The organism is Desertibaculum subflavum (assembly GCA_003576705.1).
In the GTDB taxonomy this organism is placed as follows: Bacteria; Pseudomonadota; Alphaproteobacteria; order Ferrovibrionales; family Ferrovibrionaceae; genus Desertibaculum; species Desertibaculum subflavum.
This window is the reverse complement of record QOZS01000011.1, coordinates 93,451-106,373: the sequence shown is the minus strand read 5'-3', so window position 1 is coordinate 106,373 and position 12,923 is coordinate 93,451. Positions and strand designations below refer to the sequence as shown.

10 protein-coding genes are annotated in these 12,923 nt (G+C 69.7%); 7 read left to right on the top strand and 3 right to left on the bottom strand.

The features are described 5' to 3' along the window. Nucleotides 1-1,263 carry a hypothetical protein gene (locus DT074_RS07875; RefSeq protein WP_119419283.1) on the bottom strand — a complete coding sequence of 421 codons (1,263 nt, stop codon included), beginning with the start codon at nt 1,261-1,263 and terminating at the stop codon, nt 1-3. 6 nt (nt 1,264-1,269) lie between these two features. Further along, nucleotides 1,270-2,160 (bottom strand): DUF1194 domain-containing protein, encoded by an 891-nt coding sequence (locus DT074_RS07870; protein WP_119419282.1) that lies wholly within the window; start codon nt 2,158-2,160, stop codon nt 1,270-1,272. A 138-nt stretch (nt 2,161-2,298) separates the two neighbouring features. Between DT074_RS07870 and DT074_RS07865 the strand changes: the two genes are divergently transcribed. The 7 genes from DT074_RS07865 to DT074_RS27950 are packed head-to-tail and all read left to right on the top strand — an operon-like array spanning nt 2,299 to nt 11,909. After that, on the top strand, nt 2,299-3,660 hold the full coding sequence (locus tag DT074_RS07865) for a sulfotransferase family protein (RefSeq protein WP_162914719.1): 1,362 nt from the start codon (nt 2,299-2,301) through the stop codon (nt 3,658-3,660). Between the two features lie 48 nt (nt 3,661-3,708). Next, nucleotides 3,709-4,506: a sulfate adenylyltransferase subunit CysD gene (gene cysD, locus DT074_RS07860; RefSeq protein ID WP_119419280.1), complete on the top strand. Its 798-nt coding sequence runs from the start codon at nt 3,709-3,711 to the stop codon at nt 4,504-4,506. 1 nt (nt 4,507) lies between these two features. Then, nucleotides 4,508-6,364: an adenylyl-sulfate kinase gene (gene cysC / locus DT074_RS07855; protein WP_119419279.1), complete on the top strand. Its 1,857-nt coding sequence runs from the start codon at nt 4,508-4,510 to the stop codon at nt 6,362-6,364. 16 nt (nt 6,365-6,380) lie between these two features. After that, nucleotides 6,381-7,976 (top strand): hypothetical protein, encoded by a 1,596-nt coding sequence (locus tag DT074_RS07850; protein ID WP_162914718.1) that lies wholly within the window; start codon nt 6,381-6,383, stop codon nt 7,974-7,976. Between the two features lie 2 nt (nt 7,977-7,978). Continuing rightward, nucleotides 7,979-9,328, top strand: a complete 1,350-nt coding sequence (locus DT074_RS07845) for a hypothetical protein (protein WP_119419277.1) — start codon at nt 7,979-7,981, stop codon at nt 9,326-9,328. Continuing rightward, nucleotides 9,325-11,001: a glycosyltransferase family 2 protein gene (locus DT074_RS27955; RefSeq protein ID WP_162914717.1), complete on the top strand. Its 1,677-nt coding sequence runs from the start codon at nt 9,325-9,327 to the stop codon at nt 10,999-11,001. The genes DT074_RS07845 and DT074_RS27955 overlap by 4 nt, the downstream gene beginning before the upstream one ends. A gap of 8 nt (nt 11,002-11,009) precedes the next feature. Next, a complete protein-coding gene (locus DT074_RS27950) occupies nt 11,010-11,909 on the top strand; it encodes a glycosyltransferase (RefSeq protein ID WP_162914716.1) in 900 nt (299 codons plus the stop codon). Here the strand turns inward: DT074_RS27950 and DT074_RS07835 are convergent. Further along, complete coding sequence (locus DT074_RS07835; RefSeq protein ID WP_119419276.1) at nt 11,869-12,879, bottom strand: glycosyltransferase; 1,011 nt, start codon at nt 12,877-12,879, stop codon at nt 11,869-11,871. The genes DT074_RS27950 and DT074_RS07835 overlap by 41 nt on opposite strands. Between the last annotated feature and the right edge of the window lie 44 nt (nt 12,880-12,923).

Below are 12,923 nucleotides of genomic sequence, written 5' to 3'. Positions count from 1 at the left end.
TCAGCGAAGCGCGGCGAGCTGCGCCTCGCAGCGGCGGGCGACAGCGAGAGGGTCCGGTTGCGTGCGCGGGTTGGCGTAGCTGATCGGGGCGTAGCCGCGGCGGCGCGGCGCGTTGCGGGCCAGCCGACGTGCCTTCTCCAGCGCGGCGATGGCGGCTTTGCGGAAGCCATGCGTCGCCAGCATCTCGCCCGCCTCGGCCACCCAGAACCAGTGCGGCGAGCGCTCGACGATGCGGCGGAGCGCGCGGTGCGCGAGGTCGGGAGCGATGTCGATCGCGCGCCGCGCCGCCATCAGGTTGCGGTCCTCGGCGAAAGGCGCGGCGTCGAAGGCATCGAGCAGCGCGGCAATCCGCTCGGCGCCCGGCCGCTCCGCCTGTTCGAGCTCGTTCAGCGCCGCGAGCGCGCCGCCGCCGGCCTCGAAGTTGCGGAGGTCGAGGAAGCAGTCGCGGTAGTGCGCGGTGTCGTCCTCGCAATCGGCGGCGATGCGGAAGTCGTAGGAGAGCCGCCGCGTCGGGCCGGGTTCGGGTGAGGTGTGCAGGTGCTCGCCATGGAACAGCACGAGGTCGCCGAAGCCGAGCGCGTAGCGGAGCGGCGGACCGAGGCGGGCCAGGTTCGCCGCCGTGGCATCCATGTCGTGGATCGCCTCGCGATAGGCCTGCGGATAGAGCCGCAGTACGGTCGCCGCGTCGGCATCGTGCAGCGGGAACCAGAGATTGCACTGGAGCAGGCTGTGCGGCCGGTTGTAGTCGCGATGGATATTGGCGGGGCGCGGCATGAAGATTTCGGTCGGGCCGTCGGCGCGAGCCTTCACGAAGTCCGCGGCCTCGAACAGGCCGGAGGCGCGCGCCGACGCTACGGTCTCGGCCGGCAGGACCAGGCGCGGTATGCCGCCTTCCAGGCGGATCGGCGGCGGCAAAGCCAGGCCTCGGATCATCGGCGCCAGCAGGGCGCTGATCTCCCGCTCCGTCCGCAGCCCCTTGATGGCGGCGGCGAGGCCGCGCAGCGTGGGAAGGTCCGGGGTCCCGCCGCCGGCATGGAATTCCGCCAGCGCCGCAGGGTCGGCGCCGGCCGCGACGGCGCGGCGGTCGAGAGCCGCCCGCACCGCGCGGACCGCCTCGACATTGCGCAGGATGACGATATCGCCCTCCATGGCGCGGCGGCCGGCCTCGATCAGCCCGTGCGGCTCACATTCCAGCTCGACGAGCTGCGACCCGGTCGCCGGTCGAAAGATCCGCCGGAACGCTCCGGCGATGCCTGCCTGCATCGGCGCCTACGGGCCGTAGCGTTGGCGCCAGAAGTCGCGCGATTGCCGCTCGCCGACATCGCAGCCGCCGGGATAGCCGGGCCGGTCCTGCAGTGGCGCCGTCTGAGCAAGCTGGCGCAGCGGCTTCCGCGCCGCCGCCGGTGTGATCGCCCCGGGCAACGCTTGGGCGTGCCGCACCGGCGGCAGCATGCCGGCGATCTCCAGCAGCATCTTGCGCCTGACCGCGGCGGCGAAACTGTCGAAGTCGCGCGCCACCACCACGAAGGCGCCGGGCCCGCCGATCACGCAGGCCTCGTAGTACTTGTCGAGATCCTGCAGCACCGGGAAGCCGAACCGGTTCGGCCGGTCGTTGATGATCGGCAGGCCGTTGATCACAATGCCGCGAGCGACGGCGTCGTCCCGCGCCTCGGCGATGTCGCCGCCATCGTTGTTCGGCCCGTCGCCGGAGATGTCGATCACCCGGCGCGTGCCCTCGAAGCCGTTGCCCTCGAACATCGGCATGGCGAACAGGATGGCGCCGGTGATCGAGGTGCGCATGCCGGTGCGCACCGGCACCTCGGCGAGATAGGCGGCAAGCTCCAGCGCCGATTTCGGTCCGTCGAGCAAGGTCCAGCCGGCGACGATCGACTTGTGGTCGAAGCTCGACCACTCGAAATAGGTAACGGCGATGCGGCCGATCACGCCGGCCTTGATCGCCTTGTGGATCTCGGGATCGCGCAGCGCATCGACATAGCCCTGGCGCTGCAGCTTGGCCTCGTCCGCATCGATCGAGCCGGAAATGTCGATCGCCAGCACCAGCTCCAGGTCGACCGGCAGGTCGGCTGCACTGGCCGGGGAACGGCCCACGAGAATCGCGGCCGCCAGCAAGGCCAGAGTAACTGCCAGAACACGGTGCATCGTTTGCTCCCGCTCGGCCGCCGATGGCGATATCCTACCAGAGTAGGGAAGGGCGTCGACCGAATGTGCGTGCGAGCGGGTGGATATCGCTTGCCCAATGTCCGGGCGACGTCCTGCCGGCGGCGCGGATAGGCAGGCATGTCCACGGAACCCATCGCACTGCTTGCCACGGTCGGTCCGGCGATGCGGTCGCACCGCTACTGGCTGGCGCGGCGCGACCATGGTCCGAGATCGATCGGCCACATCCGGGATTGGGATCTCATCCAACTGGACGGCCGCGTCCATCTGCATCGACAGGGCACGGGCGCATTCGATCCCAGAGCGTCCGGAGCCGGCGAGGCGACGGTGGCGGCGGCAGTGGAGGCGTTGGTCAGGAAGCAAGCAACGTTTCCGGACCTGCCGCTATTCAAGGCATTCGACCACGCGATCTGTTTCCGCGGTGATGCGTTCGTCGCGCTGCCGGAGGCCGCAGGCGGGGAGCCGATTCGGGCTTCCAGCCTCGCCCGCCTTCTCGAAATGCTGCAAACCGAGCGCGATCGGCGTCTGCGCATCGTCGTGCATGTGGGTTTGGCCAAGACCGGCACGACCTATCTTCAGCGGCATGTGTTTCCCGCGATCGAGGGCATCCATTTCGTCCCCATGGAAAGCTACTTCCTGGGAACCGCGTTGCGCGATGCGATTCGCGTCGATCCGATGCAACATGTCGACGAGATCCGCGCCGAGTTCCAATTCTACCTTTCCACCTTCGACGAGCCCGTGGTGCTGGTCAGCGACGAGGCGCTGACGACCTTCTGGATTCGCGAGAACTCTCTCGAAATGACCGCGTCGTTCCTGCAGAAGGTCTTTCCTACGGCCGAGATCGTCGTGACCTTGCGCGAGCAGGTCGCGATCCTCCGGTCGCTCTACCTCCAGAGTTTCCGCGGCGGATGGAACCGTGCCATGAAGTCCGTCGCGGACCGGAAGGAGAGGCGAAGGACGCCAGAGGCGATCGAAGCGGATCCGCTGCCGGGACTGGATATCGGCCATTTCGAGTACACGAACTTGCTCGCTCTCTACGAAACGAGATTTCGGAGAGTGTGGGTTTGGCTGTTCGAGGAATTCGCTGCCGATCCTGACGGCTTCGCGCGCCGGCTTGCCGATCAGCTTGGCGGCAGGCTGAAACAGAGGCTGCCGAGCGTGCGCGAAAATCCCGCACTCGGGCGGGTCGGAGTCCTCCTGCTGACGGCCGTGAATGCCCTCGCAGGAGGCCAGGGGCGCCGCGCGCTGGCCAACCGGATCGACCGCCTGGACCAATGGCTGCACTGGCGCTTCGACCCGCTCGCGCCCGAATTGCAGGTCGCCCTGCGCCGCCGATTCACCGCATCCAACCGGGTCTTGCAGCGGAAATACGGGATTGATGTTGCCCGCTACTGGGGCGAGACAGCTGGGGAGCATAGTGCGCCGGCGCTGACAGAGAGTGCGACATCGATGCCGGTGAGCGGAGAAGGGCGGGGCCGGTGATCGGGAACATTTGCCCAAGCGGCCGCCAGCCAGCCATGGTGGGCGACCATGCTTGACCATCTCGATGCGCTGGAAGGCCGCACGATCTACATCCTGCGCGAGGCGTTCTGCCGAGTCGCGCCGCTCGCCCTGCTGTGGTCGGTCGGCAAGGATTCGAACGCGCTGCTCTGGATGTGCCGCAAGGCGTTCTTCGGCCGTGTGCCGTTTCCGGTGGTGCAGCTGGATACCGGGATGGAGCTGGACGAGGTCTACCGCTTCCGCGACTCGGCGGCCGATGCGTGGTCGCTCGACCTCCGCATCGAGGCCTGCCCGCCAGAGGGGGCAGTCGACCCGGCCCTGCCGCCCGCTGCACGCGCCGCCGCCCGCAAGACCGCGGGCCTCAGGAGCCTGATCGGCCGCGAGGGTTATCGCGGCGTCCTGCTTGGCATCCGCCGCGACGAACAGGCGGTACGCGCGAAGGAGCGTGTCTTCTCGCCGCGCGGCCCGGAGGGCGGCTGGGCCTTCCGCGACCAGCCGCCCGAATTCTGGGACCAGTACAAGACCGAGGTGCCGGAGGCTGCGCATCTGCGTATCCATCCGCTGCTCGACTGGTCCGAGCTCGACATCTGGCGCTACACCAGGCGCGAGGGCATCCCCGTCGTGCCGCCTTACCTGGCACGCGACGGCCGGCGCTATCGCTCCCTCGGCGAGCGCAACATCACCCATCCGATCGCCAGCACCGCCGCGACCATCGACGAGATCATCGCCGAGCTGGAGGCGACGCGCGTGCCGGAGCGGGCCGGTCGCGCCATGGATCACGAGGCCGAGGACGCTTTCGAGCGGCTGCGCGCCGACGGTTACATGTGACATGTCCGACCCCGTCGCGCGCCCGCCACTGCGCCTCGTCTTCGTCGGCCACGTCGATCACGGCAAGTCGACCCTGATAGGCCGCCTGCTGCACGACACCGGCAGCCTGCCGGAGGGCAAGCTCGACGAGATCCGCGCGGTCAGCGCCCGCCGCGGCATGCCGCTCGAATGGTCCTTCGTGCTCGACGCCTTCCAGGCCGAGCGGGACCAGGCGGTGACCATCGACGTCACCGAGATCCGCTTCCACACTGCGCGGCGCGACTATGTCATCGTCGATGCGCCGGGGCATCGCGAGTTCCTGCGCAACACGATCAGCGGCGCCGCCGCGGCCGATGCGGCGGTGCTGATGGTCGACGCCGCCGAGGGCCTGCGCGAGCAGACCCGGCGGCACGCCTATCTGCTGCATCTGCTTGGCATCGCCCAGGTGGTCGTGGCGGTGAACAAGATGGATCTGGTCGGCCGCGATCCGGACCGCTTCCGCGCCGTCGCGGAACAGGCCGGCCGCCATCTCGAGCGCCTCGGCATCCGGCCCGTCGCGATCGTTCCGGTGGTGGCGCGTGAGGGGGAGAACCTGGCGACGCCTTCGCAATCGATGCCTTGGTACGGCGGCGAGCTGCTGGTCGAAGCGCTGGACCGGCTGGCGCCGCCGGTGCCGGCGACGACGCGTCCGCTCCGATTGCCGGTGCAGGACGTCTACAAACTGGGCGACAAACGCGTCCTCGTCGGCCGCATCGAATCCGGCCTGCTGCGCATCGGTGACGAATTGCTGTTCTCGCCCTCGGGGCGCCGGGCGCAGGTGGCGAGCATCGAGTCCTGGGGTGCCGATCCGCCGCCCGCCGAGGCGGTCGCGGGCCAATCGGTCGGCATCACCCTCGACCGGCCGATCTTCGTCGAGCGCGGCGACATCGCCAGCGACACGGCGCATCCGCCCGACCTGGCGAGCCAGTTCCGCCTGCGCCTGTTCTGGCTGGCGGAGGCGCCGCTTCGCCTCGGCCAGTTGCTCAAGCTGCGCCGCGCGACCAGCGAGCTGGTCGTCACCGTCGAGGCGATCGAGAGCGTGATCGACAACGAGACGCTGGCTGCAGCGCCCGCCGAGATGGTGGGCCGCGATGAGACGGCGGTGGTGCGGCTGCGTGCCCGCGGCCTGCTGGCGTTCGATCCGGTCGAACGCGACCCGGCGATGGCGCGCTGCGCCCTGATCGATGGCTATGACACAGTCGGTGGCGGCGTCATCGTGAGTGATGCGGGACGACACGGCGGCGCGACGAGCCTGTTCACGGTCGAGCATCTGCTGACCGTCGAGGCGCGGGCGGCGCGCAACGGCCATCGTGGCGCAGTGATCTGGCTGACTGGCCTCTCCGGCGCCGGCAAGTCGACCCTCGCCATGCAGGCCGAGCGCGAGCTGTTCGCGCGGGGCTACAGCGTCTATGTGCTCGACGGCGACAACGTGCGCCGCGGCCTGAATGCCGATCTCGGCTTCGGTGCGAGCGACCGGGCGGAGAATATCCGCCGGGTCGGCGAGGTCGCCGGCCTGTTCGCCGATGCGGGAACCGTGGTGATCACCGCCTTCATCTCGCCCTATCGGGCGGACCGCGACCGCGCGCGCCGCGTCTGTCCGGGCCTGTTCCACGAGGTGCATGTGGCGGCCAATATCGAGACCTGCGAGCGGCGCGATCCGAAAGGCCTCTATCGCCGCGCCCGCGCCGGCGAGCTTGCCGATTTCACCGGCATCTCGGCGCCCTACGAGGCGCCGGCGGCGCCGGAGCTGACAATCGACACGGGGACGCAACCGGTCGAGGCATCGGTCGACGAACTCGTGCGCTATATCGTCGATCGCACACGCCTGGCGGCGGGTTGAAGGTCGCCGGCGTGCCATGAAGCGCAGCGGGGGAATCCCCTTCCGACCCCTGGCGATCGGGCCGCCGCGCAGCGGGTTTGACGTGCTCTGCGACGTGCTGATGCATATCAGCCCGTTCGGCGCGGCGAGAGACGACCTGCGCGAGGCCCTGTTGGCGCTATTCGTGGCGCAGCTGGGCGACCATGTGGGCGAATCCGTTGCGGGCACGGTCGCCGATCATGGCCTGGAACAAGACCTGATCTACGGCGCGGGCTTTCGCCGTCTCACCGGCGGGCCGCGCTATGTCGACTGGGGCCGGCCCGGCCGGATCTGCTATCGCAAATACATCGGCATCCGCGGCCGCGGCGAGATCCTGCTCGTCGTGTCCCACCCGCTGGCGCTGCTGCGATGCGAGCCGATCGCGCATGCCCACGGCAATCCGGATTGGTGGGCCGATTGTCCCTCGTTCGGCGACCACGTGCTCTATGCGTCGCTGCGCAGTCCCGCCGAGATCGTGAACTCTTGCTTCTCGCTCAATGAGATGGTGCTGGAGTACATCGACCGCTTCATGCCGCCCGCCACCGATCAGAACGCGCTGCGCGATGACATCGCGCTCTACAAGCTTTCCGATCGACGATTCTTTGAGGGCATCGCCCGGTTCTATGTCGACTACCTTCGCGCGTTTCTACCGGTGCGCCATCGGTATGCGGTCATGCGCTGGGAGGATCTGCTCCGGGCGCCGACCGACACGATCGAGGGACTGGCGAGGGCGGCGGGTTTGCCGGCCGCCGACAAGATCGCGGCGCATGCGGGGAGAAATCTGGAGCACCGCGCCCCGGGCGGGGGGCTCGGCGCCGGGCGGCGCGACCGGGAGAGAATCGGCAGGACGGAGGCCAACCTTCTCACCCATCACCACATCGAATGGATGCGCGCGATGGGTCTGGAGGCGATGGCGGAAGCTTTTGGCTATCCGCGGTTCGAACCGGGCGAGCCAGCCGCTTATTCCCCGTTCCAACGGCAACTGGATGAGTTGATCCGTCGCGGCCAAGTCCATCGCCCCGCGGCAAGCGACGAAGTGCTGGGCTTCGCCTTCAACAAATCGAACCTGGATCCGAGATCTTTTGACTTCCGCAGCCAGGTGTGGCGGGCCGAGACGCGCATCGAGCGTTCCACCTTGAACGATGCGCGGCTCGAGGCCGCCATCGCGGATGCGGCCGAGGCCGCGGCCGCCCGGCTCAACCGGCTGCTGGACGACCTGATCGGGCGTGCCCTTGGGTCGCGCGCCGAGGCAGAGGCATCGCTGCAAGGGCTGCGGCGACGCCACGCGGCGTCGCTGCGCCCTCATCTGCCGAAGCGCTATGACGCGGCCTTCGCGGCGGCACAGGCGCTGATTGCCGAAAGTGCCGAAACGGCCGATGGGGTGCGGGCGCCGGATCAGCGGCCGCCATTGCTCGTCGGCAGCCGGGACGGCTACAACTTCGTCGCCTATCGCGGCAAGGTGTTCCGCCTGCCGCAGGCCCTGGGTCCGATCGATCTGGAGCGCGAGGACCCGACCAGTCGGCCGGGCGTCGTTGTCCTCGACGGCCCGCGGGCCCTCGAAACGCTGCTGGGGGACGGGGTGGAGACGATCTAGCGATGATGGTGCCGTTGCGACTTGACGCGGTGGAGCGGGCGCCAGCGGCCTTCGCCGCCGCCATCCGCGTCGCGACGCGCGATGCGCCGTGCCGCCTCGCTGTGCTGCCGGACGACGCGTTCGCCGCGGCGATCCGCGATCTGCTGCCGGGCGTCTCGGCCGCGACGCCGCGCGAGGCCGATATTCTCTGCCTCACCCACGGCTCGATTGCGGCTCTGGAGGCGGCGCTGCTCGGCGAGCTGGATAGGGATGCGGGCCTCGTGGTCATCCCGAAGCTCAGCGGACACGGGCTCGACCGTCCGGTCTTCCTGATCTCGATCCCGAAATCGGGCACGCATCTGCTCTACCGCCTCGCCCCGGCGCTCGGCTTCAAGCCCGGCATCGTCTGTCCCGACGATCCGACGCCGGGGCATTGGTACTGCGTCGAGTACTCGAACTCGCACACCGTGCCGCGCGACTTCTTCGTCGACACGGTACGGCGCGCGCCGTTCGGGAACCGCGCGCATCCTTTCATGCGCACGCCGGCGCTGTTCATCTTCCGCCACCCGCTCGATATCCTGATCGCCGAGGCCGCCTATTGCAGCGCGCCGGAGAACGGCTCCATGGCGGGCTGGTTCGCCGGGTTGGAATTCGACGAGCGGATCGAGAAGCTGCTGGACGACGACGTGCTGCTTGGACGCTTCGCCGAGCGCACCCGCGCCTTCTCGCCGTGGCTCGCTCTGCCCAATGTGATCCCGGTTCCCTTCGAGGATGTCGTCGGCGCGGCCGGCGGCGGCGATGATGCCGCGCAGCAGGCGCTGATCTGGTCGATCCAGATCAGGCTTGGCGTGCTGGGCGCGCCGGCGGCGATCGCGGCCTCGTTGTTCGACCGGTCGAGCCCGACGTTTCGCGAAGGGCAGATCGGCGCGCATCGGCAGAAGTTCGTGGGCGAGCGCTGGGCACGCGTGGCGGCCGAGGTGAAGGCGGCGATGGAGGCCTTCGGCTATGTCCCCGGGGACTTGCGCCCGCGCGACGCCGAGGTGTGGCGGCGGCGCCCGCTGCGGCTGGCGGAGATCGATTTCGACGACACGCCGATCCTGGTGCAGCCGAACTTCCTCGATCACAGTCTGGTCCGCTATCGCCGCCGCTATTACGGCGTGCCGGCAGTGCTCGGCGAAGTCGATCTCACCGCGATGAGCGCGGCCGAGCTCGCGGCGCTGCCGAATGCGCACCGCATGGACGTGCTGCAGCAATCCATCATGCTGGCGCCGGCGCTGGCCCGCATTGCGCGGGTGGAGCGGGCGCTCGGCTGGGTACGGCATCCCTGGCGAAATGCGGCGCGCGCCTTGGCACGGCGAGGCTCGCAGGCATGACCGCCGCGATGCCGATCGACGCCGCGGCGCCCATGCGGACGCTGTTCCAGAATCCGACGTCCGCGACGCCGAAGGTCAGCCTGATCCTGCTCGACTGGAATTGCCGCGAGAGCTTCCACGCGCTCGACTACCTCGCGGCGCAGGATGTGCCGCGCACCGATTACGAGATCATCTGGATCGAGTATTACGACCGCCGCGTGGCCGAGATCGACCGCCGCCTCGACGCCGCCGCCAAGGCCGGCAAGCCGCCGCCGCTCGACCTCTGGATCGTGCTGGGGATGGGCGCGGACCTCTACTATCACAAGCACCTGATGTACAACGTCGGCATCGCGCGGGCGCGCGGCGAGATCGTGGTGATCTGCGATTCCGACGCGATGTTCGAGCCGTCCTTCATCCGTACCGTGCGCGCGAGCTTCGCCGCTGATCCCGGCATCGTGCTGCATATCGACCAGGTGCGGAACATCCGGCGCGACTTCTACCCGTTCAACTATCCGTCCTTCGCGGAGATGCGCGGCGACGGCGCGGCCAACTGGCTGGGCGACCGGACCACCGGTGTCGCCGACAGCATCGACCCGCTGCACACGCGCAATTACGGCGCCTGCATGTGCGCCTGGCGGGCGGACCTGATCGCCGTCGGCGGCGCCGACGAGAGCCTCGACTATGTCGGCCATGTCTGCGGCCCATACGAACTGACGTTCCGGCTGGCCAATTTCGGCCGGCGCGAGACCTGGCACGACAGCCATTTCATCTATCACGCCTGGCATCCGGGCACCGATGGCGACTTCAACTACATCGGGCCGAATGACGGCCGCAACATGTCGAGCACGGCGCTGGCGGTGAAGCGCTCGCGCCGGATCATGCCACTGAAGGAGAACGAGGCGATCCGGCTGGAACGCACCGGCGCGGAGCCGGACGCGGCGCGGCGGCTCGAACATCTGATCGATCCGGCCTATGCCGGGAGCCTGACCCAAGCGGCGGTGGCGCGCTCGCCGAACTTTTCCCTGTTCAAGCGCGACCACGGCCCGCCCAAGCTGGTGGGCGAGGCCGGCGAATGCGACCTGATGGCGGTCGGCACCGCGATCTACGCGGTGCCACGCTATCTCGCGGTCGACAATCTGTTCGCGGCGCCGTCATTGCTCGATCCGCGCATCCGTCGCTTCGCCAGCGTGAACGACGCCATCGCCGCGGTGACGGCGGAGGAGCGGTTCGCGCGCGATCTGTTCGGGGCTGCCGCCGCGATGGAGGTGGTCGAGTGGGACGGCCGTTGGGTGGCAATGCCGCGCGCGCATCCGCCGATCGATCCGTCCGATCCTGGCTGGCTGACCCGGCCCGAGGTGCTGTGGGCCGAGACGAAGGAGGGGCTCGCGGCCAGGGCCGCGACGCGCCAGGGCGATGCCGCCCCGCCCGCGAATCCGCCGGCCGGCGAGGATGTCGAGGTCACGGTGCGGCTCGACCGCATCGCCGCCGAGCTGAAAGAGTTGCGCCGGCGGGTCGACCGCGTCAACGAGATCGCCGAGCGGTCGCAGCATCAGGTCGGCCTGGTGCACCAGCGCCTGGTGCATCTGGAAGTGCAGATGGCCGGCATCGCCAACAACCGCATCGCCCGCTTCCTGCGCGGCCTCGGGCTGTTCCGCCTGCTGCGGGCGCTTGGCCTCTGGGGGAAGGCGGGCTGAGCCGGGCCATGACCCAGCAGGAAGGCATCGACCGTGGCACGCTGCCCGAGGGCAGCTGGGTGCCGGTCAGCATCATCGTGCGCAGCCGTGGCCGCCGCCGTGCCTGGCTGCAGGCGGCTTTGCGCTCGATCGATCGGCAGACCTATCCGGCGGTCGAGACGGTGCTGATCGAGGATGGGCCGGGCGCACTGGCGGAGCTGGCGCAATCCCTCCCGCTCGGCCCGGGCCGGGCGCTGCGCTATCGCTTCGCGCCGGATCTCGGCGTGTCGCGCGCCGGCAATCTAGGCCTGTCGATCGCGACGGGGCGCTATATCGGCTTCCTCGACGACGACGACGAGCTCGATCCCGGCCATGCCGCGCTGCTCGCGGCGGCGCTCGACGCGCATCCCGAATGGGGCGCCGTGGTGGCCCGCGCCTTGGAAGTGCCGGTGCGCTCGGCGGCGGAAGATGCCGGCTGGCCGGCCGCCGGCCGCGCGGTCGGGCCGGCGGCGGTGTGGCGCACGCTCTTGCATGCCGATAACCAGATGCCGATCCAGGCGGTGCTGGCGCGCGCCGATCTGCTGCGGCAGGCCGGCGGCTTCGACCCGGAGCTGGTCTATCTGGAGGACTGGGACCTCTGGCTGCGTTGCACCGCACTGATGCCGTTCGGCACGGTCGACGCGGTGACCTCGCGCTTCCGCGTGCCGGGTTCCCGCCGGGGCCGGCAGCAGCGCGCCGCGCGGCATACGCCGTGGCGCGACAAGGTGCTGGCGAAGCTGGCGGCGAGCGGCAGCGCGGTGCCGAGCGAGGATGTGGCAGCGGCGCTGGCGCAGGTGCGCGAGCGGATCGACGGCTATGTCCCGGCGGGCGCGCTGGCGCGGGCCCTGCTCAGGCGGGCATGGGCAGCTCTGAGCGGCCGGCGGCGCTGACGGCGGCTGCGAGATGCGCCGCCCGCCGCCGTCCGGCAGTGATTGCCAGCGGCCAGGCCGGGTCGGCCCGAAATCCACCGAACGCCAGGTCCAGCGCCGCGCCGAACCTGCCCTGCTTGATCTGCTGGCCGAGCAGCCGCGCGGTTTCGCGAGCATGCCAGGCGCTGAGCGCGGCGCGGTCCGCAGGCGCCAGATCCGGTCGCGAGAGATGCTTGCGCACGATCGCCACGTGCTCGGCCATGATGCCGAGGCGGAGCCGCGCATCGCGGTCGAGCGTGCGCGACCCCGCATGTTGCCGGTAGGCGTAACCGAGCACAGGCAGATGGCGGATCCGCGCGCCGCCGAGCGTGAGCCGCAGCAGGAAGTCGCGGTCGGCGGCAATGTCGAAGGCGGGATCGAAATCGCCATGCACGGCAAAGACGCGGCGGCGGAAAAACCAGGCATTGAAGCCCGGCGTGCCGAACAGCACCGCGTCGAGCTGCAGTTCGGGCGGCGGCTCGACGATCTCCGCATGCGCCGCGATTGTGTCGCCGCTCGCGCTCTCGAACAGCGCGGCGCGGAAGCGGAGCGCGTCGAGCGCGGGATCGTCGGCGAAGGCGCGGCCGGCGGCATGCAGGGCGCCGGGCAGCAGCAGGTCGTCGGTGTTGAGGAAGCCGACCACCTCGCCGTCGGCGCGGGCGAGTCCCTCGTTCATGGCCGGGTGCGAGCCTTGCGAGCGCTGCGCCACCACCTCGATCTCGGGATGGCGGGCAAGCGCCGCCAGCGTGCCGTCGGTCGAACCGCCATCCACGACGATCTGGCGCAACGCGGGATAGCCTTGGGTCCAGGCGCTCTCGATCGCCATGCCGACGAGATCGGCGCGGTTCAGGCAGGGGGTCACCAGGGTGATCTTCGGCAGGCCCGTGTCCACCGGCGGCGGCGGTGCCCGCCAGGCAATGCGGCGGGGCGGGGCCAGATCACGAATGCTCAAGCTTTGCCGGCCATTCTGCGCCCCGCCGCGGGGTAGACTGGCGC